The following is a 25,365-nucleotide window of genomic DNA, read 5'->3' as shown; positions in this document are numbered from 1 at the left end:
TCCATTAGACCAACCACCTCGTTGGTTATTGCCGTTAAGATGACTGCTGATAGCATGTAACTCTTTTAAAAAATTTTGTATTAATAGAAAGGTTTGAAAGATATGCCTATTGGCAAAGTAAAATGGTATGACCCGGACCGTGGCTTTGGTTTTATCTCTAACCCTGACGGCGAAGACTGCTATGTGGGCAAGTCCGTACTTCCTCATGGTGTGACCGAATTACACCGGGGTCAACGTGTGGACTTCGACTTCGCCTCCGGCGCCCGTGGACCGCAAGCGTTGCGCGTGAAGATCCTCGATGAACCCCGCCCGCGTTCCCGAAACCGGCAAACGAAGCATAAATACACACCGGAAGAATTAGGGTCCCTTATCGCTGATATGGTGACCACCCTGGAAGAACGGGTCCAACCGCCCCTGACCGCCGGTCGCTACCCTGACCGGAAAGAAGGGAAGCAAATCGCGGAAGCGCTACGGATCATTGCTAAGGAGTTGGACGGGTAATATAGGAACCGTCAACAATCGACAAACACCAAGCTGCCGGCAGGGACAGCTTGGTGTTTTGTTTTCTCTACCAGGAGCCCCACCAACAATCCAGGGCTGCCCAAAATACATGAGCCCAAAGACGAGGTCAAAGGGGAGCTTTCATCTGCCAGGGTTAGATCAGTATGCCAAAAATCGGTGGTCATGGTGAGGTGGCGTGTGGATTAAAACCGAAAAGTATAAACGAAACCGGTGGCCAGGTGGCGTTAGGATTTTTCGAAAGCTCCACTTTTCAGCCTGAGCTCATGCGCACCCCTAAAGGCGACTTAGAAGTGGAGCTTTCAGTCCGCTAGCCTACTCTGAGGGTGGACGCTAGCCGCCCATATCCACACACTATGAATGATTTATATCGCAACAAACCGGGAAGTTACTGAGGAGAAACGGGTTTCCTGGGTTTTAGGTGGATGTGGAAAGCTCCACTTCGAACGGAAGTGGAGCTTTCCATGACCAACGTTTCACTCTCGATGGGGGCGTTACTTCTTTTCCGGGATCCCCAACGACCATGTGGCGGTCTGTGGCGTCTGCTCCCCCTGAGCATCATGCCCAATCATGACTGACCGGATCTCCACCACCACCAGCCGTGGGCGAACATCCTTCTTGTCTCCCACCGGGTCGATAGTCACCGGAACCTCAATCGTGTCCCGCTCGTGCGCGCCATGGAGCTTTTCATCGTTGGCCGCTGGATTATCGTAAATGGTTAACTGAGTCCACTCATGGTCATAAACATATCTCGGCACCTTAATGCTGATCTTGGCGTCATCCGCAACATCAAGCATCGTGACCTTATTCTCCACACAGTTACTTCCTAACTCGCAAATGCTGTAGGGAAGTACCTCCTGCTCTGTGCCGTTCACCGTCACGGTGATAGCCACATCCTTGGGCTCGGGGCCGGGCCGATTATTCCACCATCGCTGGAACGCCACCGAGGCAATAACCACCACAACAACAGCCACCAAGAGGGCCACGATTTGCTGCAGGTTTTTCCGGCGTGATTTTCGACTCATGGAAGCTTATCCTAGCGTCCTAGCTTGTAGGTTTCACAAACCGAACCTCATACAAATCTGGCCACCGTTTACCGGTTACATAAAATCGGTCGCTGCCTGGAATGTGTGCAATCCCATTGAGCACATTATTCGGATCCGATGCCGCATTATTCGGCACCGTCGAGGCATCAATAATCCCCGTCACCTTTCCCGAATCCGCATCAATACGATAAATATCCGTACTCAAAAACACATTCGAATACACCAGGCGTTGCCCATTGTCACCGGTGACACAATCCAACTCATTAAGCTCAGATGCCGGCGTGCCGGAAAGCGTCACCTTCACCCGAGACCGTTCCGCAAACGTATCTGGGTCCAGAAACCGCAACTCATCCGTACCGTCTGACATCACCACCACATCAGAAAACGAACACAACCCCCATCCCTCTCCGGCATATTTGGCCGTACCGAGTTCCGCTAACGTTGCCGCGTCCCGTTTATAGGCAACCCCATCTCGCCACGTTAATTCCCACACCACATTCCCCACCTGGGTCGCGCCCTCCCCGAACTGACGACGATCAATATCCTGCGAATTCGACTGCACATTATCCACAGTGGTGTGATAAATCCGACTCTTCCCCTCCCAACCCGTACTGACCAGCAACTTATCCCCAGTCACCTCCAGCCCCTGAGTAAAAGACGTCGCATCAAACGGGTGCCTGGCAATAACCTCAACCCCCAGCCGCTCCACCTCATGGGTGGCTTCGGCGGCTGCTGACAGCCCTGATGCTTGCGACCTGTGAGAAACATCGCCACCACAACCGCCCAACATCAACGCCACCACAGCCATGACAGACACCGGAAACACGAAACGTGGAATAGTCAACATAAAACCATTATGTGCATGACGAAACCCCCATGCGAAATAATGGAACTGTGCCACATGATGCAAACGGAAGAAGTAACACCAGCAAAAAACCACGCCAGCCCCTCCTGAGTAAACTCGCAACCACCATTGCGCGTAACGCCATTAATGAGCTAGACGACGGCAGAGCCGGCCGTCATCTCGGCGTAACCCACATCAAATCCACCACCGCCACCCACCGGTTTGCCGCCGACGTGCCCGGCTATCCCGGGTGGGAATGGAATGTTGTTCTCGCCTGCGCCCGTGGCTCCCACTGGATCACCGTTTCCGAACTTGCCCTTGTCCCTGGTGGCACCGCCCTGAAAGCCCCGGAATGGGTTCCCTACCAGCAACGCATCCAACCCGGGGATCTCGGCCCTGGTGACATCATGCCCGCCCCCATCGACGACAGCCGCCTCACCACCGATCCCGACGAGGCGGCAATCATCCAGCAGCACAAGGCGTCGACAAGCAGCAACCAGCCGCGCATGCTTTCGAAAACCGGGCTGAGCCAAGCGCTCCAGCGTTGGGAAACCGGTGAACACGGGCCGCAATCACCCTACGCGCGCCAGGCAGCATTTACCTGCGTCACCTGCGCTTTCTATCTTCCGCTCGCCACCACCATCGATGTTGGCGTGTGTGCCAATGAATACTCCGCCGACGGCACCATTGTTGCCGCCACCTACGGTTGCGGCGCCCACTCCGAAACCCCCCAACCGGAACCCCTGGGAACCACCACCGAGCCTTTCGACGACGACAAAACCATCCCCATCGATATTTAAATGTCGCCCACCAACATTGATATCATGTTGTCTGCATCACTTTCACTGCAAGAAAGTTTGTTCTTTACGCAGGTAAAGTGCCATTCTGATAGGTGGAAGTTTTGCTATTTGTTGTCAGGTGTCATCGCAATACCACTAAAACGCAAAAATATCTACGACAATATTTTCCTTTTGTGCTGACATAGCTGACAACACCACCATAAAAACAGGAGTAACCATGGCAAAAACCACTGCGGTCGACACACCAAGTGCCCTCGACCGCTACTTCGAGATCTCCAAACGCGGCTCCACCGTGAGCACCGAGATCCGCGCTGGTGTAGTCACATTCTTCGCAATGGCCTACATCATCATCCTCAACCCCCTCATCCTCGGTACCGGCGCCGACAGTAACGGCACCGTCCTCGGTGTTCCCCAGGTTGCAGCAGCCACCGCCCTCGCCGCCGGCGTTATGACCATCGCCTTCGGCGCCATTGCCAAATACCCCTTCGGTATTGCCACCGGCCTGGGCATCAACACCCTTGTTGCAGTCACCCTCGTTGCCACCGAAGGTCTCACCTGGCCCGAGGCCATGGGGCTCGTCGTCCTCGACGGTGTTATCATCGTGGCCCTCGCGCTTTCCGGGTTCCGCATGGCGGTATTCAACGCCATCCCCCGCGAAATCAAGGCCGCAATGGGTGTCGGCATTGGCATGTTCATCGCAATGATCGGTCTGGTCGATGCCGGTTTCGTTCGACGCATCCCCGACTCCGCTCACACCACTGTTCCCGTGGGACTAGGCACTGGGGGCTCCATTTCCTCCTGGCCCACTTTCGTGTTTGTCATCGGTCTTGTCATTTGCGGCATTCTCGTTGCGCGTCGGGTTCGCGGCGGACTGTTTATCGGCATTGTGGTTACCACCATCATCGCCATGATCGTGGAAGCAATCACCCACGCCGGGCCCTCCGTGGTGGACGGCAAATCCGTGCCCACCGGCTGGAATCTGGCGGTCCCCACTCTCCCGGACAGCATTGGTGGCATCCCAGACCTGTCGATCGTGGGTGGGGTTTCCCTGTTCGGGGCTTTTAGCCGCATTGGAGTGCTGGCTGCGGTTCTGATCCTGTTCACCCTGGTTCTTGCGAACTTTTTCGACGCCATGGGCACCATGACCGCTCTCGGCAAGCAGGCCGGACTCACCGACGAAAATGATAATCTGCCAAACCTGAAGACCGCCCTGATCGTTGAAGGCGCTGGTGCTATCGTTGGCGGCGGTGCCAGTGCGTCCTCGAACACGGTGTATGTGGATTCCGCAGCGGGTATTGCCGATGGCGCACGCACCGGCCTGGCCAATGTGGTGACCGGCCTGCTTTTCCTCCTGGCAATGTTCTTAACCCCCCTGTATTCGATTGTTCCCATCGAGGCTGCTTCGCCGGTGCTGGTTGTTGTGGGGGCTCTCATGATGGGGCAAATCCGTGACATCGATTTCACCCAGTTCCACATTGCGTTGCCTGCGTTCCTCACCATTGTGATTATGCCGTTTACGTATTCGATTGCTAACGGTATTGGTGTGGGCTTCATCTCCTACGTTCTCATGCAGGTGGCTGCCGGGAAGGCCAAGGAAGTGCACTGGATCATGTGGCTGCTTTCGGCATTATTCCTGGTGTATTTTGCCGCTAACCCCCTCCTCAATGCAGTGAGCTAACTATTTACCGGCTTTTCCAGGTCGGTCCGGCTGGGTTTTTTAACGGGCAACCTTGGAAAGCTTTGTGGATGGACAGATAGTCGGATAGCTTCAGAACGAACCCCCAGTCCTATTCCAAATTTCCCGCTACAACCCGAAACGGATGCGGTGAGATGGATGCTGGGGGTTTCTGCGTCTCCACATCTTCCGAATCCTAGGGATTCGGGAACATGGACGTGGGAGCATGGTGGGATGAGCGGAAAGCTCCACTTCTGGATTAGGACATGAGGCTAGGGGAGTGGTGGGTGCGGAAGTGGAGCTTTGCCAATTCATGGTTCTCCCGGAAATTGGAATCTAGGCCGGGAACCCGTACGGAAAAGGGTTGGATATGGCGGGCTGAGGTCAGAAGACCATACTGGTGGTTTTCGAAAGCTCCACTTTTAACTCAACGTCTAGCCGGACGCTACGATGACGCGCGGAAGTGGAGCTTTGCGTAAGCCAGCAGGGGGCTTGGCGCTCGTAGTTCTTGCCTGATTCGTGCTCGTGGCGTGTTTGTTCTGGTTTATCACTAGCGATACCCCGCAGCGATGCCCATCTTGGCAAGACAGCAGCCAGTAGCTGAAGACAGTGGTTATGGCTTCGGAGGGCAGCAAAGCTCCCTTTCCGAGGAAGAGCTCAGGCCATAGCTCCCTCGCCAAAAAAGACCGACGATGGTGCGGCATGGACCGTCATAAGACACCTGCTGGCATGTCTTACTCGAATTACAAGGCTGCTGATATCTCTGGCAATGGTTGGTAATAACCAAGCAGCAGCCAAGCAGCAATCAATATTCACAATGCCGGGGACCATCGCATACGCTTAAACACCATGATTATCACCCACATATCAGATCCCACCGATCCTCGGCTCGACGACTTTCGTGACCTGAAACACTCCGATAATCGGCCAGATCTTCCCGGCGGCAAAGGACTAGTGATCGCAGAAGGTCCTTTAATTGTTGAACGATTACTTGCCTCTCGATACCCGGTGCGCACCCTGGTGGGGTTTCCAGCAAAGCTGGACAAATTCCTTTCCCAGCCGCATATCGCCGATCTTGCGGCGGGCATTGACACATATTCACTCGATCGGGAAACCCTGGCTCAGGTCGCAGGTTACGATATGCATCGTGGCCTGTTGGCCGCGGCGAATCGGGCACCGGAACTCGGCCTCAGTGAAGTCATCAAGACTGCCACCACCGTGGTGGTGCTAGAAGGAGTCGGCGACCATGAGAACATAGGTTCGATATTCCGTAATGCCGCAGGGCTAGGGGTTGATGCGATTCTATTTGGTAATGGATGCGCTGATCCGCTATATCGCCGCTCTGTTCGGGTCTCCATGGGACATGTACTTCGCCTGCCCCATGCTAGTTTTGAAGGAAAACACACAAACTGGCATTATGGCTTAGACCAGCTGAAAGAATCTGGATTTCAGTTAGTATCACTGACCCCTCACGAAGATGCGGTCCCATTAGATCAGGCATTATACGATGGCAATGGTGTGCCATATGAGAAGATTGCGCTGCTGGTGGGGGCAGAGGGGCCTGGATTGACCGAACGAACCATGCGCCGAACAGATATTCGGGCACGCATTCCCATGTCTGCTGGCACGGACTCGCTGAACGTGGCCACCGCCGCCGCCATTGCACTCTATGAGCGACAGCGAGGCCGCATGCCCCATGGTGAATAGCGCTATGGTTTCCTAGCTTTTCTTGCTTCGGGTGGTGCGGGTTCCGAGCGTGCGGCGCTTCTTCTGTGGGGTCTCCTTCGCAGGGGAGGTTTTGGCAGGAAACGCCTTGGTTTCGGGGTTTTCCGCGGGGGCTGAGTCCTTAGCATTTTCGGTGCTTCCGGTACGCTTAGCCGGCACTTTTATCCCCGCTTTCGAAGTCGCTTTCGGAGCTGTCGCCGATTCACTGGAGGGGAAAGCCGCAGTTTCGGGGGCTTTTGTCGTTGCCTTGGCCGTGGCCTTGGTAGTCCGTTTGACTGCCTTTGCGGTGGTTTTCTTGACCGCTTTGGTTGCCTTTACTGCGGTCTTTGTGGCTTTGGCCGCCTTAGCAGTGGTTTTGGCGGGTGCCTTCGTTGCCTTTGGCTTCGCCGAATCAGTGGCGGCAGCGCTAGTCTTCGCCGTGGTCGGTTTGGCGGTGGCCGTGGCGGTTGGTTTGCCGTCAACGTCCTCTGTTTTTTGTGCCGCTGCTTCCTTCGGCTTGTCTGCCGGCTTGCTTGTGCTGGCTGTGGTTTGCGCTTTCTTCACGCCGGCCTTGACTGCCTGAGAGTCAATAGTTTCGGTAGTGTCGGATGGCTTTTTCGTAGCTGCCGTTGTAGCCGGTTGAGCCGTTGTCGTTGCTGCGCTTTGTTGGTCTTTGCTCTGTGTGGCGTCCTGTGAAGCCGTTGTTTTGCTGGTGATGGCATCGGTTCCAATCGCATCGGTTGTACCGATGGATTTGGTGCTGACAGCCTTCGGGGTGGATTGCTTCGTAGAACTGCTTTCTGTTGCCTTCGCCGCGGTCTTCGCTGTCTTGGCCGTCTTAGCGTTGGTGTGATCTGCCTTCTTCTTGTCTTTAGTGGCTTCCTTTGTTGCTGCGGGCTTCGCGGTTCCGGCAGGGGGGAGCGCGGCCGGTTTCTTCGACTTTGAGCTTGGTCGGTCAGTGTGTCGTAGCCGCTCCTTCAGGCCGTGGCCTATGCCGGCCAGGCGCTCCCGGAATCGGGCCGCAAAGCCTTTGGTTTTGGTTACCGATTTTTTGGTGAGCGCGACTGCTTCCTCCGCGTATTTGGTGCCGGCGCCGTCGACATCGTCAAATTCGTCGGGAAGTTCATAGTCGTCAAACTCGCCAGTGCTTCTAGTGGAGCCCAAGCTGAGTTTTGTGGTGGTGCGCTCCGTGAGCGGTCTAGCGTCGATGGGCTGCCGGTAGGTGATTTTCGGTTCGGGGCGGCCATCCACAGCGTAGGCAACTATATTGATGTCTGGGCAGGTAGCCATGTCGAAGCCAAGCCAGGAGCGTTGGGCATGGAGGGCCAAATCGATGGGGCTGAATGGAAGCGTGAGACCGGATGTTTCGGTGGTGTGATAGCCCGCCCAATAGGAGCTTTCGAATGTTTCCACAAGGCCTAAGTCTTCGTACACTTTTTCGTTGACCGCGGCAAATGCTCGCTTGAGATTTCCGTGCGACCAGTGCGCAAACGCCCCATAACTTGTGCCTGCATTAGTGGCAATAACATACACGTTTTCGGCCGGGATAGCGGTTCGTAGGGCATGGTCAATACCGGAGATCATGGTGAAATCATCCACGACCGTTTGGATAATGGATAGTCCCGGAAAACCGGCAATATAAAATTCTGAACGCGAAGGCTGAGCAGAGCGGTTGAGTGCGAACTGCCCAATGGGAGTGATTGGCCACCGCGGATTGAGCTGCGAGAGTAGCTTACGTCCGAAACCCCGGTCGGCCCGTGGCATGGTTGCTATCACCTTTTCCGGGTGGGTGGCGGTGACAAACCACAGGGTGATTACCGTGTCGTGGGATGAATGATCCACTGCATCTATCCTTTTTCTACGCAGACAGTAGCAAGTATTGCTGTGGTTAAGACCTTAGTAAAAACAAAAAGGGAAGTTAACTCCCCGACGATAAAAGTGATAAAAACATCCTACTTACGTGGGCGTTTCGCGTTGCTGCGTACCCCTAGCAATACGTCTTCCCAGTGCGGTGTTACCGCTTTACGACGCCGTCGAGCTTGGGCGGTTTGCGGGGAATCATGAATGGCTTCACCTGTGGTTTCTTCACTCACCACCGGTTGCTGCTGTGCAGAAATCTGCTGCACCTTTTGGGGGTCGTCGATCATATCATCGGTGACAACCGGAATGGGGGAGGTAATGGCCGACAGGTTACGAACCGGCGGCACAAAATCTGGGTCAATGAGGCTGGCCGCCAAACCATTGCGTGCCACCGCGGTAGCGCTTGTCATACCCTGTTGGTGGTACGACCATTCAGCCACGTGTTCCGCAGCCCCTGACGTCCAGCTGACGGTCACCACCCATTGGCCGGTGGTGTCCCGGTAAGAGTCCCAGGTGGAGTTACGAACGTCGAGGCCACGGGCGGTAAAAACCGTGTCGAGGATTTCCCACAGCGTGAGCCGCGCCGGGCCATCATCACGAACCGGATGGGCGCGTTTGGCCATTTCTGCCTTTTGGGAACGCTCTAGCAGCACCGGGTGGGCGTAGCTTTCGATCCGGGATTCGGGAACATCATTCGCCGCGGCGATTTCGGCAACACTGGCCCCACCACGGATCCGGCTTTGGATCTCCCGGGGCGTCATCTTCAGCGGTGCCGACAGTCGGGGGTCGAGCTTGCTGAGCTTGGCGTCTCTCGCTGTGGCGGCGCGGTTCATACTGGAGGAATAAACCGCGGTGATGGGCGAAGAGGTGGCGGATTTTTTTGAATCCGATTGCGTGGTGGCGTCGGTGTCATCTTTGGCATTGTCAGTGTCGCTATCTGCCTCCTTGTCCGTGCCTGCGCGGGCCGAGGCCGCGAGGTGGAGGGGAGCAAGATAGCTGATTGCGGAGCTGGTGGCATCTGCTGTTTCCTGATTGGCTTCGGTGCCGTCGGTCGATGGTGTCGATTCGCCCACCAGTGCAGTGCGTAACTCGTCGGTGACGACGAGGAAATATTGTTCATCATCCTCAGTGCGTAACACCAAGGATTCCTTGGTGGATTCGGCGGAGATCAGGAAGAGCTCCTTCATATGACACCAGCTCCTTATGCAATGAAGATTATGAACAAAATACGACAGAAGATGCGCAGATACTTTCGTACCTACCTTAACTCACAACCATGCCTACGTTGGTTTAAAAACCCGACTCCATGCGGTTAAATATAAAACCTATCTCTAAAGTGCTACTTTAAAGTTAAACTTTTTAGTTGCATGGTGGGCATAATTCCAGGGAGAAATTTCGTTAGCTTGCCGATGCGTAACCATGATCCAGCACCCAATCAATTGCCTGCGTCAACAAGGCGATATCCGATTGGTCGATTGCTGGGAACATGCCAATCCGCAATTGGTTTCGGCCAAGTTTCCGATATGGTTCCACATCGAGAATGCCATTGGTGCGTAGGATTTTTGCCAAGAGCGCCGCATCAATGGAGTCGACAAAATCAATGGTACCAACAACCAGCGAACGCTTATTCGGGTCACTCACAAAGCATGACACCTCTTCGCGTTGATCCGCCCAATGGTAAAGAGTGTCCGAATTTGCGGTAGACCGTGCCACCATCCCGGCCAGACCACCATTATCATTCATCCACTTCACCTGGTCTTCTAACATCAATAAGGTGGCGACCGCTGGCGTGTTATACGTTTGATTCTTGCGGGAATTATCCACAGCCGTTTGCAAGTTGAGGAATTCCGGGATGAATCGATCGCTCGCATTGATCTCGGCAATACGTTCTAACGCGGCTGGGCTCATAGCGGCAAACCATAGCCCACCATCCGAAGCGAAACACTTCTGCGGCGAGAAGTAATATACGTCGGCCTGTGACATATCGACTGGCAGCCCACCCGCACCCGACGTTGCATCAATAACCACCAGCGACCCCTCCGAGTCCGCCGGCCGGGTTACCGGCACCATGGCCCCCGTGGATGTCTCATTATGCGCCCACGCAATCACATCGCAGCCAGGCATGGCCTGCGGGCTGGGGGCGTCCCCTGGTTCTGCCGATATCACCGTGGGCTCAGCCAACCAGGGGGCTTTTGTTGATGCTGCGGCAAATTTTGCCGAAAACTCGCCGAACGCCAAGTGCCCCGACTTCTTGGTGATGAGTCCGAACGTGGCAGCGTCCCAAAAGGCTGTGGCCCCACCAAGCGAACAAACGATCTCGTACCCAGCCGGCAATGCAAATAACTCCGCCAACCCGGCGCGAATGCTACCCACCACATTTTTCACGGCTGGCTGCCGGTGGGAGGTGCCGATGATGGTGTGGCTGCCAGCGACGATGGCGTCGATTTGACCTGGTCGAACTTTGGATGGGCCGCATCCGAATCGGGGGTCGGCTGGGAGGAGTCCGGTGGGGAGGGTGGGGAACTGGTCGGTCATATGTGTGCTTTCTGGGCAGAGCGGAAATTTTGTCGCGTGATAGTTACGTCCGGTTTGCTTAACTTATAACTGCGTATGGTCGCAGACCGGGTTGTGGCTATGGATACGCTGGCTCAAATTCTACCGGTAATCTTCGCTGTGTAAGTGGTGGGTAGAGATTTTTCGTACTGGTGAATGTCTGGCCTTTACGAAGACGGGGGTAGTGGGGGTGGTGGAAAAAATGGTGAGCTGCACCAATGTCCTGCGGAAATAGTATTTGTCGCAAGGGTCACAACTTTTGATACATTATGTGGCTCCCCACGCTGGGCTAAAAATGGGTAATCTCATGCTAGGCACCATTGCAGATGAAAATCGTTCTTTGTTGTAGAATTTCCTGTGACTTAGGCCTGGTATCCGGCCGGAAACTGCCATGATTTTTGCCGGATATTGTTGTGCCCGTTGCTTCGTGGGTTTTCGCCGAAAAATGATAGTGATGATGGCTGAGGTATTGCATAATTTCATAATCGGTGGGGCGGTATGGCGCCATCCGGTTATTTCCCGCGGAATGATTCGTCGTCAAGCATGTCGGTGTGACGCGGGGAGAAGACAACCGAAAATTGTTTCTTAGAAAGGGAAGCTATGACTGCCAATAACGAGAAGGCCGTGCTGCATTATCCTGGCGGCGAGTATGAGATGGACATCATTAGGTCCACCGAGGGCTATAGTGGTGTGGTGTTGGGAAACATGTTGGCCGAAACCAATCTTGTTTCTTTCGACCCGGGCTATGTTTCCACCGGTTCTACGGAGTCGAAGATCACTTATATTGATGGTGAGCAGGGCATTCTTCGGCACCGTGGTTACGATATTGCGGATTTGGCACAGAATGCCACGTTCAATGAAGTGTGCTATCTGCTGATTAAGGGGAAGCTGCCGAATCAGCAGGAGTTGGAGCATTTTAATAGTGAAATTCGTCATCACACATTGTTGGATGAGGATTTCAAGGCGCAGTTTAAGATTTTTCCACGAAATGCCCACCCCATGTCGGTGTTGGCGTCGTCGGTGAATATTCTTTCTACCTATTACCAGGATCAGCTGGACCCGTTGGATGAGGCGCAATTGGATAAGGCGTCGGTGCGGCTTTTAGCGAAGGTACCGATGCTCGCCGCCTATGCTTACCGGGCGTCGAAGGGTGCACCGTACATGTATCCCGATAACTCGCTCAATGCTCGGAAGAATTTCCTGCGCATGATGTTCGGCTATCCTACCGAGCCTTACGAGGTGGATCCGGTGGTGTCGAAAGCCCTGGACAAGTTGCTTATTTTGCACGCCGACCATGAGCAGAACTGTTCCACGTCGACGGTGCGCATGATTGCTTCCGCTCAGGCGAATATGTTCGTGGCCGTTGCTGGTGGTATTAATGCGTTGTCGGGCCCGCTGCATGGTGGGGCGAACCAGGCGGTGTTGGAGATGCTGGAGAAAATTGCCGCAAACGGTGGTGATGCCACCGACTTCATGAACCGGGTGAAGAATAAGGAAAAGGGTGTGCGGCTCATGGGCTTCGGCCACCGTGTGTACAAGAATTATGATCCACGGGCCGCAATCGTGAAGGAGACTGCTCACCAGATCCTGAACCATTTGGGTGGCGACCACTTGCTGGATTTGGCCATGAAGCTGGAGGAGATTGCGCTTCATGATGAGTACTTCATCTCCCGGAAGCTGTACCCAAATGTGGATTTCTACACCGGTTTGATCTACCGGGCCATGGGTTTCCCCACGGATTTCTTTACGGTGCTGTTTGCTATTGGGCGGCTGCCCGGGTGGATTGCCCAATATCGGGAGCAGTTGGCGACCACGACGAAGATTAATCGGCCGCGGCAGATTTACACTGGTGAAACTCACCGTGTGGTCATTCCCCGTTCCGAGCGCGACTGATAATCGGCTGTGCGGGGCATTCGTGGTGTGAATGGTGATGATCTATTCCCGCGGTTATACCCCGTAATGGGTGCATGATCTAGGTGGTTGTGTGAGCTGTGAGCTGCATAATCAGGTCGGTTATGCAATAACCCATTACAATAGTGTGGGACTTTCGTAGCCGTTCGCTGTATCGGTTACGTCACATCTACACATCACGATGATTCCAAAGGAGTTTCACCCCGCATGGAGAAGCCAGTAATTGAACGGCCAACCGGCCCTAAGCCGGACGATGTTGTGATTACGGATATCACTGTTGGCGATGGTGACGAAGCCCAGGCTAACGGTATGGTTAAAGTGCACTACGTTGGTGTTGATTTCGATTCCGGGCAGGAGTTTGACTCTTCCTGGGATCGTGGTGAGCCTATCGAGTTTCCCCTGTCTAATCTCATAGCCGGGTGGCAGGAAGGCATTGTTGGTATGAGAGTGGGGGGCCGCCGCCAGCTGGTCATACCACCGGAGGCCGCCTATGGTCCGGAAGGTGGTGGGCATCCGCTTTCCGGCCGCACACTGGTGTTCGTTATTGACTTGCTGGCAGTATAACCGCAGGTTGAAGCTTGTCGACGCGCCCCGCCCGGTTTCCGGGTCGGGGCCGTTGCGGGTTTTAGGCCGTGGTGAGGGAGTCGGCGAGTTGTTCGTAGTGCCGGAAACGCTGTTCCCGGCCGACCCGGGTGGGGTGGGTTTCTAATTCCCACAGCGTTTGGCCAATGTGGTCGATAACCCGGTTAATGAACGTTGTGGGTTCGTCGCTGGCGTCGGGGGTTTCCGGGATGATGCCGTCGATGATTCCAGACGATACAAGTGCCTGCGCGGACACCCCCTGGTTTTCCATCATTGCTGGGGCATGGGCGGTGTCCCGGTAAATGATAGCGGATGCTCCCTCCGGGGGCAGTGGGGAGAGCCAACCGTGGGCGGCCGCCAATACTTTGTCCGCGGGCAGCATCGCCAGGGCACCACCGCCGCAGCCTTGGCCGAGGATGACTGACACGGTGGGCACATCGACGTCGACAAGCTCGCCGAGGGTGCGGGCGATGGAGCCGGCCATGGCTTGTTCCTCGGCAGCAGCGGATAGTTCCGCGCCGGGGGTGTCGATAATGGACACCAGGGGGATTTGGAGAGAGTGCGCCAGGGTGATGCCGCGGCGGGCGAATCGTAGGGCTGCGGGCCCAAGTTCCGTTTCGGCGTGTGGGGGTTGGTGGTGACGGTCTTGGCCGATGATGACCACCGGCCGGTTGGCGATGCGGGTGAGTGCTACCTTGACCGCGGGGGAGATCCGCCCGTCACCGGAGCCGGAGAGTTCGATAACATTGTCGGATCCCAGTGCCACGAGGAGGTGCTGCAGTCCGGGGCGGTCGGCGCGGCGGGTGGCAGTGATGGCGTCCCAGGCGCTGATGGCGGGTTGAGTCTGTTGCAGTTGTTGCGATGTGGATTGTGTTGCGGGCCTATTGCGGCTGGCGGGGGCGAGAAGCACCTCGGCGAGTTTTTGGACGGCCGCCCGTAGTTGTTTGGGGGAAATAACACCGTCGATAACGCCGTGTTGCGCCAGGTGCTCGCCTTGTTGGATGCCGGTGGGGATGGTTTTACCGGTGGTGAGTTCGACGACGCGCGGCCCCAGGAAACCGAGGAGGGCACCGGGTTCGGCGAAGGTGATGTGCCCGGCGGATCCCCAGGATGCCATGACCCCGCCGGTGGTGGGGTTGCGCAGGTATACGATGAAGGGCAGGTGGGCGTCTTTGTGCCGGTAGACGGCGGTGGTGATGGATACCATGAGGGCGAATGCGGGGGTGCCTTCCTGCATGCGGGTGCCGCCGGAGGATGGGGAGATGAGCAGTGGTAGTTGTTCGGCGGTGGCCCGGTGGATTGCGGTGATGATGCGCCGGGCGGTGGCCGCCCCAATGGAGCCGCCCAAGAAGGTGAATTCGCTGAGGACAAAGGCGACTCTGGTGCCAGAGATCATGCCTTCGCCGGTGATAACGGCTTCGTCGACACCGGATTTGGTTTTAGCCCGGTCGATGGCCGCCTGGTAGTCGTCGCTGATGGTGCCATAGTGTGGGGTTTCATCCCAGGACTGGAAGGTGTGAGGGTCGAGGACTTCGTCGATAAGTTGTTGCGCAGTGATATGGGTCATGGTTAAACCCTAATGGGGACGTTACCCCCGGTGGGATATTTTGGCGATAATCCCGACTTTCCACCACAAAAAGGGGTAGAAAGTAGGGTATGTCTGAAAAATATGTTCCAACGTTTACCCTCAATGATGGTGTAGAGGTGCCGGCAGTGGGCCTGGGCACCTGGCAAATGCAGGGCGATGAGGTTATTACCGCGGTCCGCAGCGCCATTGACACTGGTTACCGGCATATTGATACCGCCGCGTTCTATCAGAATGAAGCCGATATCGGCCGGGCCATTCACGACGCCATCAGCGCCGGGGACGTCACCCGCGAAGAACTCTTTATCACCTCAAAAGTATGGAATGACCAGCAAAGTGACCACGAGGTGCAGGCAGCTTTCCGAGCGTCACTCACCAACCTAGGATTAGACTATCTGGACTGCTACATGGTGCACTGGCCATGCCCCAGTACCGGCCGCTATGTGGAACGGTTTGCGGCATTGAGCACGCTTCAAGGTTTGGGCGATGTGCGGTCCATTGCCGTGGCGAACTACAACGGTGACCAGTTGCGGGAAGTGCAGGAAAAAACCGGCATTGTGCCCACCATCAACCAGGTGGAACTGCACCCAGGGTTTTCCCAGGCTGAACTGCGAGAAACCCACGCCCAACTGGGGGTGCTCACGGAAGCCTGGTCCCCGTTGGCGCAGGGGGACGTGAACCACACCGGCCTGTTGGTCGATATCGCCGACAAGTACGGGGTCACCCCGGCGCAGGTGGCGTTGCGGTGGATCTACCAGCTGGGCGCCTCCTCGGTGCCGAAGTCGGCGACCGCCACCCGCCAGGAGGAAAACATTGAGATCTTCAACTTTGAGCTATCCGAATCCGAAATGTCCCGCATCTTGCAGCTCGACGATGGGCCAGGTAGTGGCCGCCGCTACGCCGACCCTGACGTGTTCCCCGGCGACGATGTGGGCGGGACCCCAACCACACAGAAATAACTAGTCGCATAAGGAAAACCGATTTTCTATGACTATGACCCTCCCCGAACCCTTGGTATTGAGCACAACCGAACACAACATCACTGTTCTCACCCTGAACCGTCCGGCGAAACGTAACGCATTGACCGCCGAAATGTGCCGGCTGCTCACCCAGGAAATCCAGGCGGTGACTGATACCGCCAACGAACTCAATGGTATGCCCACCACCCGGATCATTGTGATCCGGGCTCAGGGTCCGGCGTTTTGTGCCGGCGCCGACCTGGGTGCCGCATCCGAACACACGATCGGAGGCACGATTTCCGCCGGCGTGTATAGTGACGATTTCCACGAGGCGCTATTTAGCATGCTGCGGGCCATTGTGTCCGCCCCGGTCCCGGTTATTGCGGATATTCACGGCCCGGTGATTGGTGCGGGAACCCAACTGGCCTTGGCCTGCGACCTGCGGGTTGCCGGCGATAAAGCATGGTTTAGAGTGCCGGTTGCCTCGCTGGGCTTCGCGCTCGATGGGTGGACCATTCATCGAGCCCAAAACCTGTTGGGCGGGGCGCTCGCCAGGAATATGCTGATCGCTAACCAGCGGGTGACCGCCAGCCAGGCCGCCGCCGTGGGGTTTATCATCCCGGTGAAAAATCCCACCCAGGCTGAGGAATTCGCCTACGAGGTGTCCCGCTTGGCGCCGCTGGCCATGCAACAGCTCAAGACGGCGCTCAATGCGCAGGACGCAACCTACCAGCTCAGCGCTGACGCCCAGGCGCTTTTCGACGCCTGCTGGTCCAGCACCGACATCAAGGAAGCGAAACAGGCCCGCGCCGAGCGGCGCGCCCCCATCTTCCACGGCAGATGACCCAAACCCAGCAAGCCACAGCCATGACCGCACATCCGGCGACGCCCCACGGCTGTGGCCACGCAAGGTTAGCCGCAACAATCACCGCCCAAAAACACGCAAGCGGCATCTTGATGCGGGAAAGCATTGGTTCATGGGCGGGAAACAGGAGGAACCCCAGGCCCAAAGGCACGAGGATTCCCACCTCCCAAAACACCACCCTCGACAGCTGATGCATTGGGGATATGCAGACAGTGGCAATGGGAATGATTATCGACAATCCCACCCACCACCAGGTAGGACCAACCCGATAATCCGGGACCACCGGGGTATTGACACGTGGGACCTGTCGACCAACAATGAGTATCCTGCCGTAACTCGCGGCGCAAAGGCCGAAGAATACCATGGCCAGCACATAATGGCACACCGTTGGGCTGACCCTAAAAATCGCGCTCAAGAGGGCAACCATTGGGTGGGTGTAGTCCTCATAAAAATTAGCGTCCGGCAGAAACCACACCTGCATGACAACACCAAACCAAAAATACCCGAAGGGAACCCGAATATCCCGCCATATGGTAGGCGAAGCACTAGGAAACACGTAAAGAACCACACCAAGCAGCATGAGGATCGGCACCATAATGATGGACCCAACCACCAGGAGCATAAAAATAAGCGCATCCAAATATGGTGTGACTAATCGCAACCCCAGCCCTAAACCATAGGCGTAACCTGAAAGGACCAGCCAATATACCATGACAAGTGAGCGGGAGGCCGGGATTATCTTCATGCTTGCATAATAAATGATGCCGAAGAGAAAGATAACTCAAACATAACCACGCTTTTTTCACGGTGGGGCGCTAGAATTTAGCGCATGCCCAGTAGATCTGCGAGTAGTTATTCCCGAGCCGTCACCACCGCGGTGGTGTGTAGCGCACTACTGGTCACGGGCTGCGGCAGATCGATCACCACCGACATCACGAACGTGGTGCTGAAATCCCCTGAAGAGCTTGCCGACGTCGACCGCACACCCGGCCTGTCGCTTCAGGGCTTTGAATACAAAAAACAGGCGAAACGCACCTTCGATCACCTGCCGTACCAATACACCTACGTGAATTTGCGGACGGGCAAACACGTAGGCTCCACCAATGAACGCAATTCCCGCCGCGCCCAAGGCATAGTTCGACTATTTATTGGGCACTACGCGTTCACGAAGGGCGGGGAAAAAGAACGGGAACAAGCCCGGCGCATGCTGCTTCATGATGATAATGCCATCACCGACGAACTCTATTCGGTGTTCCCCAATTCCATCTCGTGGGTGGCAGACAAATACCAGTTAGACGCCACAACCGCCAATAACTACTGGGCGTATTCGCAAACCAGTTCGTATGATGTGGCGTATTTCCTTGGTCAACTACTTGACCGGGAACCCGACGCCACGCTGTTGGCCGTCATGCGGGAACGACAAAGCCTCAACCCGCAACAAAACTACGGCAGCGGCGTATTGCCGAACATCATCGGCAGCCAGACCGCCGAAAGCGACGAAAACAAGGAATACTTTTCGGCCGGTTACGGGTCTGATTTCGTGGCCGTGGGTGCGGTGAATACGTCGAAAACCACGCTCACCGACATGATGAAATACCAGGTTTTAGGCGAGGGTAAACCATACCCGACCGAAACCGAAAAACCATCGGCGTCGGAAACCACGTCCGCAACTTCAACATCCGCCACCTTAACGAGCCGCGCGGCTTCTGGAACCGCCAACACAAAAACCGCGGCCGTGACCAAAACAGCCACAACCACGGCGACGAAAGAGCCCACCGATTACTAGTCGGTGGGCTACCGGTTAACTCGACGACTTGGCGATCTGCAAAATCATATTGATCTGCTCTTCCGAAGGCAGAACGATTTGCTGCCCAACCGGTAGCTTGCTGGAAATACTATTCACCGAATTACCCAGCTGCCGGATGGTTTTAGCATCCAGATTTTTGCCGGCCAACGTTTGCGGAAGGGTAGCACTTGACTGATTATTTTTCGCATTCCCGCTCGCACCCGAAGGCAGTTTCACATTGCCACTATTGGCAGTGGTCTGCCCACTGGGGGTGGGGGTATCCGCCTGGCCGGGTGTCCACTGGCCCCAGTCTTCCGCATACACATCATTGACATCAACCTCAATACCATCGAGGTTCTCGGTTTCGCCAGCCACCTGGTGCAACGTAACCCGCGGGTGAATCTGCCCGTTAGAACCCCAATCATGCTGCCAGAAATAGGAGCCAAGGCCATCCTGGATTGCCCAATCAATAGTGCCGTAGTTGGCATACACGCCCATGGTGTAGCCCTGACTCTTGAGGATCTCATCGAAGGCCTTGAGATAAGGGCGGATCTGATTATCGTATTCTTCCCGGGACGGATTGTCGTCGATAGCCACATAGATGGGCCGGCCCTTGGGACCACCGGCGGCAGTATGCAGCTGGATGGCCTGGGGGGCGTGCACTGCGGCACCCGCGGCACCTTGTTTCCAGTCGGCGGTTTCGTCCTTGCCGAACTGGTATATGGAGGCGACCTTGAGGCCGTTGGCGGCCTGGTCTTTGGTTTCCTCTATGGTGACGGGCTTGCCGAGCATCCATTCCGCGCCGGGGCGGCGTTGGGATACGTATCGGACAGAGCCGAGGTGGCCGGCTTCTTTGATGGTGCTGCCGTCTGGTACGCCGGCAGCGTAGTCGATGACGGTTCCCAGGACGGGTCCGAGAGCGAATGCTTGCGGCGCGGTGATGCCGGCGGCGGCGAAGGCAAAGCTGCTGGCGATGGTCAGTGCGGCGGTTTGAAGAAATCGGCGGCGCGACAGGGCGGAAAATATGGACATGGGTCTCCCTACTTGTGTTGCATTGCGACGGGTGATGGTGCGGAACGTCGTCGCAAAGCTTACAAAGCTATTAAATCTTCACTTATGTAACACTAGTCAACAACAATAACATTAGTTTCGAATCTTAGGAAGTCCTCAGCGAAGTCGCAGGAGTTTCCGCTGGTTGAATCATATTCGCTATAAACGGGAAGATGAGTACCGTTACCGAACCGGCAGCTACCAGCAGTGACGCATTCTCCTCCGACAATAATTGCGATTCCACCGCCACTTCGGTGACCGCCGCAATGATCGGAAGCGCCGTTGCCGCATAGAGGCTCAGCTGGATCTTCTCCCGCACATTTGTTAATTGGGACCCAGTGGTAAAGAACAACTCCCGAATGAGCACCGGTAGCCCCCGAACCACATAAATCAACGGCACTAAAATGCACAACAACCAGGGTTTATCAACCACAGCCGGGGGTCGATCGTCATTCCCGAACACACAAAAAACACCGGAATCAGCAACGAATACCCAACAATGTCGAGCCGCTGCTCTACGGCCTCGCCGAATTTCTCCGGGACGAGACGACGCAAAATAAACCCAGCCGCAAACGCACCCAACACCACATCCAATTCGAACACCGCTGCGACAGCCATGAGCACACCCAGCATCCACAGCACCAACCGCATCACCGTTTGGTTCGTCGCCCCGGCATTGAGAACCATGGCCCGCGCGGTCCACGGCAAGAGAAACCGTACCGTCCGTGGAATGGCTGCCACCACGAGGGCAATCACAAAGAACGCAGCCAAAACAATCGCCGTTACCCACGTGCTGCGTGCCGACAATAATAACGCCATTGCAAAAATGGGGAAGATCTCGCCAATCGCACCATGCACCAACAACGATCGCCCCACCGGAGTGTGCAGCACCTGCTGCTGCTTCATGATGGGCATGAGCGTGCCCACGGCCGTGGACGTAAATGCGATGGCCAGCACCACCGCCGTTGACGTGTTATGGGGGTGCAGAAGCGCACACGCCCCGGCGAAACTCAGCCCCATGCACACCAACCAGGTGGTTGCGCTCGTGCGGCCCTCTCTGCTGCGGATCATGGCAGGGTTAATCTCATAGCCGGCCAAGAGAAAGAGCATCCCCAACCCCAACTGTTTTAATAGCCCCACGCCACCTTCGGTGGACGCCAACCCCAGCCAGTGCGGGCCTATAAGAATGCCCGCCCCAATGAGTAGTACCACAGCCGGTACGCGTTTTCCCGTCGCCCAGGAAATCAGCGGTGCCATCACTGCGGCAGCCATGATCCAGGCAAACGACACCAGGGGATTCGATTCGACATTGCCCGCAGCTAAAACAACATGTGACTCGGGCATCATTGTGGTAACCATGGCACTATAGTGTAGCTACCGAGGAAAACCCGATAAATTCAATCATTGTTGGGGCTCTGATGACCCTTCCCCACGCTGCTCTACCCGTTGCTCTATTTGGGGAGCCATAAGTTCCGGGTGATCGGGGTTGGAAAGCGCAGGAGTGGCGTCATCGCCCGGGTTCGACACCGAATCGACGCAATGGGCGGTGTAGAGCAGTGTGCCATCGCACATGAGTGTGGCACCTGAACCCCAGTCGGGTAAACACTCGCAGATCGGTACCCCACCCTGCGATGCTGTGGCATCCGCAAGTCGCTGCGCGTTCGGGTCATCGTAAGAAATCTCCGCCAGCGAACCATCTGCTAGCGGAGTAACCATCCTACTTGTGGTGGGGGAGGATTCGGCCGTCGACCTTCGTGCCGCGGACATGACCGCCCCAGATATATCCGGCTCCACCAACTGCAACGTATACGTTAACCAGGCGAAATACGGGAGCATCACAACTAATGCGACACTCACTGCAACCGTCATAGTGAACCGTGAGAGTGGCAGTATCATGGCGCGGCTCCTTTCTACTCAATCCAACGACGGGGCAACGTCAAAGTAATTAGAATTTACTATTAAAAAAGGTTCATAAGAGGTCGCTCAGCGCGAGAAATGGACCGAGTGACCGAAACCCTGAACCTTGAGTTTAGACCTTTTTGGGAAAATGTCGATTCTCGGCGGGAACCGGAAAAATAATCTAAATGTCTATCACGGTAGCATTATTAAAATATTTTAATATTTATCAGCGAGCTTCTTTGGTTATTTTCGCTGCTTTACGACGATTTTACCTACGGCACTCGTTGGCCATTGCATTAAATACTTAAAATTATGAGAAATGAATGGGGGATATTTTCTTTTCTAAATTTTATCTAAATTTTTGGATAAAACCCAGGGAAAGTACATGAAACATCAGCCCAACTGACCCCATTAGTAACATCTAGTCACACCAGTAACAGAAAAATCCCCTGGATGTAGCAAAATTACAGCCAGGGGATGGGTGATTTTCTATCAGTAGAACTTATCGTTCGCAGGCGACGCCGTCTTGGTCACGATCCAATCCAGGTCGGTAACCTGGTTCGCCTTGATAGAGTGGTGCCGCACCTGCGGCCTTTGCCGCCTTACAGTTCGGGTAATAAACATTTTGCGCTGGGGCGGTTTCCGGCTCCGGCGCAGGTGCGGGTGGGTACTCCGGTTCCGGCACGATCACGGGTGCCGGTTCGGGGTCTCGCACATAGTGGTCTGTGTGATTGTCGGACACAACTTGCTCCTGGGATACGACGGTGCTGGTCGTGGGCGACGCCGATGTTGTTGTGGCGGTGGTGGTTCGACTCGTCGTGGTGGGCCGAGAGGTGGTGGTTTTCTTTGTCGTGGTTGGGGCGCTTGAGCTGCTAGGTGTGGCCATGACCGCGGCCGCCGGCTGCTCCTGTTTAGTGCTCGGGGCCATGCCAGCTCCAACGAAAAACGACAGTAGGGCCGATGGGATAACGGCCTTCCACCGGCGTTGTCCCGGCTCTGTCACGAACCACCACACGGCTGGCCCAAGGAATGCTGACCCCACAAGGAAGGGCCAGGCGGCACGGTCGATGAGCCCACCGAGGATGAGGAGGCCGCCAAAGACGATACCGATAATCGCCAGGATGGTTTTTATGATTTGAGACACTGTGTTGGTGGTGGCTACCACGATGATGCCTCCATCATGATGCCGAACTGTGGGGTGGACATGAGCGGTGTCACAGGGTCAATGGGGGCTATAACTAGTTGTCGGTGCCTGTCGAAGTGCAGGGCACCCTGAGGGGAGAACCGGGGCATGAGCCAATGCATCCTTATGCGTGAACGGAAATCAGTGATGAGCGGATTTCCCATGAAGCTGAAAACAACCTCATAGAAATCATGGGAAATCTCAAAGCTGAGTATAAGACTGATTCTTAAGAAAGCACAATGGTGTGCACTGTGATAATCGGCCTTGGCCTGCCAGAAACTCCTACCGAAGTGGGTTATTCTCCGCCCCAGGAAGCGAAGGCATAATCATGGGGGCCTGCTGTTGCTGTTGGCCATTACCAGGGGTCTGCTGTTGCTCCGGGGTTTGCTGCTGTGGTGCATTATTTGTTGGTTGCCCACCGCCACCTTGCTGCAATAAATCATTGAGGCCCTGAAGTAAATCATTATTTTGCGTGGGAGCTGCTGGTGGCGCTACCGTTGTCTGCGGCACGTTCGGCACCTCCACCGGGGCAGGTGCGGGTGCTGGGGCCTGCTGCTGTTGATTCTGCGTATTCGCATCCGGTGCCGCTGGCGTATTATTCGCACCCATGTCGGGTGCTGGTGTGGGCGTCGCCGGGGTGGTACTTGTGGTCGTTGACGAGGTGGACGATGACTCGCTGGCGAAATACAAAATGGCGCCCAGAAGAATCGCTAACACCGCGGCGGGGCCAGCCACCAGCCACCTGCGGGCACCAGGCTTCGACACAAACCACCAAATACCCACACTCAGCAAGGCCAGCGCAATAAGGGTGAGGCCAAACGAAAAACCGGTGATGAACTGGCCAAAAAGTCCCGCCACACCGACAAAAATGGCGACGAGTGCCAATATCCGCTGCCATGGCCGAGGCGCTGGCGGCTCCTGGTAGCCGCCATAGTATTCATCGTCGTAGCTGTCGTCATAACCATCGTCGTAGTCGCGGTTATCGCGCCCACCTCGCCGGCCCCGATTGCCACGGCTATAACGGTCACGGTCATCGTAATCATCCTGGTAGCCGTCGTCGGCGTAACCACTATTTTGATAGCCGTTATCATAATCGTCGTAGCCGTCATCGTACCCATCATCATATTCCTCGCCCTGGGCCGGAATATATTGGGTAGGGGCACTTTGCGGTGTGGGCGGCATTTGCTGCTGCGGGTGGGCCTCCGATTGGCGGGCTGGCGGCTCGGGGCGGCGTAGCTGCTGTGTTTCTTGCGGCTGCTGCTGCGGTTGTTGCTGTTGTGGCCGTCGAGTGGGCATTTGTTGCGGATGATATGGCGGATCATCGACCCGAGGCATGATAATCGTCGAATCTGCATCGTCAGCATTTGCTGGCACGGGCTCATCCATCATTTGGGTGTCGTCCGTAGGGAACATCATAGTCTCGGGCGACTGGTCGTCGTTAGGTTTACGGGAAAACGGATTGGGCCGGGGCATGATAATCGTATCCTTGATGTTAGGCGAATAAAGCTCGTGAAGAACGTAAGAAATTATGAGTCTTTATTGTAAAACTTGGTTCGAACTATCCCGCAACCATTCTAAAGCGTGGCGCCTAATATAGGGGGTGCCGCGCGGTCCCACCGGGAGGTCGTCGACAGGCGAGACAATAAAAAACCGCCCACCGAACGGGGTGGGCAATGAAGTAGCAGACTAGCAGGCGTTATTTGTCTTCCTCATTGGCGAGCTCGACACGATCATGGGGAGTTAAATGACCGGAGAACTGGGCAAAGTTCCGGGCAATACTGCGCTTGAGGAATGCCTCACATGCCTCACTGAGGCGCTTGGCGTCATAAACGTTGAGTTCCAGAATCTGGGAGGTGGATTCCCCGTCGGCATTAATTGTTTCAATGCTGAGGTACTCGAACCCGACCTCTTCTACAAACTTTGCCACGACCTTGCGCTGCTTAACATCGGTGAACGTTGGTTTTAATTCAGACATAATTACCCCTACATAGGCGATGGACAACTATTTAAAAACTTTAACCAAGATGATGCCATCGCTTGATGCACTTGCGTCGATTAACCCGGATCGGGGGTAGTGAACAGTAGTAGTACTTCTGATTCCATCCTCCCTGTTTGGGGGGTAAATTACTGCTTTAGGGTACTAATTCACAGCTAGTTATGGGGTATTCGTTCGTGTGTTCCCACGTAAGGTGGATGGTGGTTAATTTGTTCTACGCAGATTGTCCGGTACGCTAACGTTCGCAAGTGTGTTGACATTTGTTTGCCCCAGTAGCTCAGTGGATAGAGCACGGCTCTCCTAAAGCCGGTGTCGGAGGTTCGAATCCTCTCTGGGGCACCGCTGTAGCCCTGCTACCAGGTAGAACCTGCGATAGTGGGGCTTGATTTTATTTCTATGCACTGTCATTGATGTTCGAGTTAGGGGATGACATGTGCGATTTCCATGGCCGGAATGACTAGCGGAAAAATCGACGTGACCACTTTGGATATCAATTATTAATAATCCGGTTGAAATATTAAAACTAGCACGCTTGTTCTAAAAATTTG

At 55.5% G+C, this 25,365-nt stretch carries 22 protein-coding genes, 1 tRNA gene and 1 pseudogene; 10 read left to right on the top strand and 14 right to left on the bottom strand.

Translation table 11 applies throughout. From position 1 onward, the window contains the following. Positions 1-102 precede the first annotated feature (102 nt). Positions 103-501 (top strand): cold-shock protein, encoded by a 399-nt coding sequence (locus HBA49_RS08620; RefSeq protein ID WP_005523826.1) that lies wholly within the window; start codon positions 103-105, stop codon positions 499-501. Between the two features lie 512 nt (positions 502-1,013). Here HBA49_RS08620 and HBA49_RS08615 read toward each other — a convergent pair. Both HBA49_RS08615 and HBA49_RS08610 read right to left on the bottom strand, forming a co-directional pair. Next, entirely contained in the window at positions 1,014-1,544 is a 531-nt protein-coding gene (locus HBA49_RS08615; RefSeq protein WP_005527534.1) for a DUF2771 domain-containing protein, read from the bottom strand. 19 nt (positions 1,545-1,563) lie between these two features. After that, positions 1,564-2,373, bottom strand: a complete 810-nt coding sequence (locus tag HBA49_RS08610) for a glutaminyl-peptide cyclotransferase (protein WP_005527289.1) — start codon at positions 2,371-2,373, stop codon at positions 1,564-1,566. 68 nt (positions 2,374-2,441) lie between these two features. On the opposite strand from HBA49_RS08610, the gene HBA49_RS08605 reads away from it, so the two are divergent. From HBA49_RS08605 to HBA49_RS08595, 3 genes are all read left to right on the top strand, one after another. Then, positions 2,442-3,209 carry a DUF3027 domain-containing protein gene (locus tag HBA49_RS08605; protein ID WP_081455710.1) on the top strand — a complete coding sequence of 256 codons (768 nt, stop codon included), beginning with the start codon at positions 2,442-2,444 and terminating at the stop codon, positions 3,207-3,209. A gap of 217 nt (positions 3,210-3,426) precedes the next feature. Then, positions 3,427-4,887: an NCS2 family permease gene (locus HBA49_RS08600; RefSeq protein WP_005523821.1), complete on the top strand. Its 1,461-nt coding sequence runs from the start codon at positions 3,427-3,429 to the stop codon at positions 4,885-4,887. Positions 4,888-5,733: 846 nt separating this feature from the next. Continuing rightward, positions 5,734-6,591, top strand: a complete 858-nt coding sequence (locus tag HBA49_RS08595) for a TrmH family RNA methyltransferase (protein WP_005527295.1) — start codon at positions 5,734-5,736, stop codon at positions 6,589-6,591. A gap of 12 nt (positions 6,592-6,603) precedes the next feature. Here HBA49_RS08595 and HBA49_RS08590 read toward each other — a convergent pair whose 3' ends face one another. The 3 genes from HBA49_RS08590 to serC form a co-directional block, all read right to left on the bottom strand. Next, positions 6,604-8,430 (bottom strand): DUF6928 family protein, encoded by a 1,827-nt coding sequence (locus tag HBA49_RS08590; protein WP_005527007.1) that lies wholly within the window; start codon positions 8,428-8,430, stop codon positions 6,604-6,606. 110 nt (positions 8,431-8,540) lie between these two features. Further along, positions 8,541-9,635 carry a septation protein SepH gene (gene sepH, locus HBA49_RS08585; RefSeq protein WP_005526961.1) on the bottom strand — a complete coding sequence of 365 codons (1,095 nt, stop codon included), beginning with the start codon at positions 9,633-9,635 and terminating at the stop codon, positions 8,541-8,543. A gap of 211 nt (positions 9,636-9,846) precedes the next feature. Beyond that, a complete protein-coding gene (serC, locus tag HBA49_RS08580; RefSeq protein ID WP_005527156.1) occupies positions 9,847-10,983 on the bottom strand; it encodes a phosphoserine transaminase in 1,137 nt (378 codons plus the stop codon). Between the two features lie 618 nt (positions 10,984-11,601). Between serC and HBA49_RS08575 the strand changes: the two genes are divergently transcribed. Next, the gene (locus HBA49_RS08575; RefSeq protein WP_005523812.1) at positions 11,602-12,894 is read left to right on the top strand and encodes a citrate synthase; all 1,293 of its coding nucleotides are present in this window, start codon (positions 11,602-11,604) and stop codon (positions 12,892-12,894) included. A gap of 225 nt (positions 12,895-13,119) precedes the next feature. Beyond that, positions 13,120-13,476 (top strand): FKBP-type peptidyl-prolyl cis-trans isomerase, encoded by a 357-nt coding sequence (locus HBA49_RS08570; protein ID WP_005523811.1) that lies wholly within the window; start codon positions 13,120-13,122, stop codon positions 13,474-13,476. A 61-nt stretch (positions 13,477-13,537) separates the two neighbouring features. On the opposite strand, the gene HBA49_RS08565 is transcribed toward HBA49_RS08570, so the two are convergent. Then, positions 13,538-15,061, bottom strand: coding sequence for a carboxyl transferase domain-containing protein (locus HBA49_RS08565; protein WP_005527314.1), 1,524 nt, complete (start codon positions 15,059-15,061; stop codon positions 13,538-13,540). Between the two features lie 89 nt (positions 15,062-15,150). Here HBA49_RS08565 and HBA49_RS08560 point away from each other — a divergent pair, with 89 nt between their 5' ends. Together HBA49_RS08560 and HBA49_RS08555 are read left to right on the top strand one after the other, a co-directional pair. Beyond that, the gene (locus HBA49_RS08560; protein WP_005527318.1) at positions 15,151-16,038 is read left to right on the top strand and encodes an aldo/keto reductase; all 888 of its coding nucleotides are present in this window, start codon (positions 15,151-15,153) and stop codon (positions 16,036-16,038) included. A gap of 28 nt (positions 16,039-16,066) precedes the next feature. Next, a complete protein-coding gene (locus HBA49_RS08555) occupies positions 16,067-16,882 on the top strand; it encodes an enoyl-CoA hydratase (RefSeq protein WP_005527431.1) in 816 nt (271 codons plus the stop codon). Here HBA49_RS08555 and HBA49_RS08550 read toward each other — a convergent pair. Beyond that, the gene (locus HBA49_RS08550; protein WP_040432293.1) at positions 16,824-17,648 is read right to left on the bottom strand and encodes a hypothetical protein; all 825 of its coding nucleotides are present in this window, start codon (positions 17,646-17,648) and stop codon (positions 16,824-16,826) included. The genes HBA49_RS08555 and HBA49_RS08550 overlap by 59 nt on opposite strands. A gap of 84 nt (positions 17,649-17,732) precedes the next feature. Here HBA49_RS08550 and HBA49_RS08545 point away from each other — a divergent pair, with 84 nt between their 5' ends. Further along, positions 17,733-18,689 carry a hypothetical protein gene (locus HBA49_RS08545; protein WP_005527170.1) on the top strand — a complete coding sequence of 319 codons (957 nt, stop codon included), beginning with the start codon at positions 17,733-17,735 and terminating at the stop codon, positions 18,687-18,689. Positions 18,690-18,704: 15 nt separating this feature from the next. Here the strand turns inward: HBA49_RS08545 and HBA49_RS08540 are convergent, their stop codons facing one another. From HBA49_RS08540 to HBA49_RS08515, 7 genes and pseudogenes are all read right to left on the bottom strand, one after another. Next, on the bottom strand, positions 18,705-19,721 hold the full coding sequence (locus HBA49_RS08540) for a DUF1906 domain-containing protein (protein WP_005527346.1): 1,017 nt from the start codon (positions 19,719-19,721) through the stop codon (positions 18,705-18,707). 124 nt (positions 19,722-19,845) lie between these two features. Further along, a pseudogene (locus tag HBA49_RS08535) lies at positions 19,846-21,086 on the bottom strand (cation:proton antiporter). 54 nt (positions 21,087-21,140) lie between these two features. After that, positions 21,141-21,635, bottom strand: a complete 495-nt coding sequence (locus HBA49_RS08530; protein ID WP_040432290.1) for a hypothetical protein — start codon at positions 21,633-21,635, stop codon at positions 21,141-21,143. 505 nt (positions 21,636-22,140) lie between these two features. Continuing rightward, positions 22,141-22,803, bottom strand: coding sequence for an excalibur calcium-binding domain-containing protein (locus HBA49_RS08525; RefSeq protein ID WP_005527541.1), 663 nt, complete (start codon positions 22,801-22,803; stop codon positions 22,141-22,143). Further along, complete coding sequence (locus HBA49_RS13175) at positions 22,797-22,931, bottom strand: hypothetical protein (protein WP_005527490.1); 135 nt, start codon at positions 22,929-22,931, stop codon at positions 22,797-22,799. The genes HBA49_RS08525 and HBA49_RS13175 overlap by 7 nt, the downstream gene beginning before the upstream one ends. 172 nt (positions 22,932-23,103) lie before the next feature. Continuing rightward, the gene (locus HBA49_RS08520; RefSeq protein WP_005527114.1) at positions 23,104-24,294 is read right to left on the bottom strand and encodes a phage holin family protein; all 1,191 of its coding nucleotides are present in this window, start codon (positions 24,292-24,294) and stop codon (positions 23,104-23,106) included. 223 nt (positions 24,295-24,517) lie between these two features. Further along, the gene (locus HBA49_RS08515) at positions 24,518-24,796 is read right to left on the bottom strand and encodes a cg0963 family protein (protein WP_005523792.1); all 279 of its coding nucleotides are present in this window, start codon (positions 24,794-24,796) and stop codon (positions 24,518-24,520) included. A gap of 287 nt (positions 24,797-25,083) precedes the next feature. On the opposite strand from HBA49_RS08515, the gene HBA49_RS08510 reads away from it, so the two are divergent. Next, positions 25,084-25,156: transfer RNA gene (locus HBA49_RS08510), tRNA-Arg, on the top strand. The last annotated feature ends 209 nt before the right edge of the window (positions 25,157-25,365 follow it).

This window comes from Corynebacterium matruchotii, from assembly GCF_011612265.2.
GTDB lineage: Bacteria > Actinomycetota > Actinomycetes > Mycobacteriales > Mycobacteriaceae > Corynebacterium > Corynebacterium matruchotii.
The sequence above is the reverse complement of the archived record's forward strand: the minus strand, read 5'-3'. Positions and strand labels throughout refer to the sequence as shown.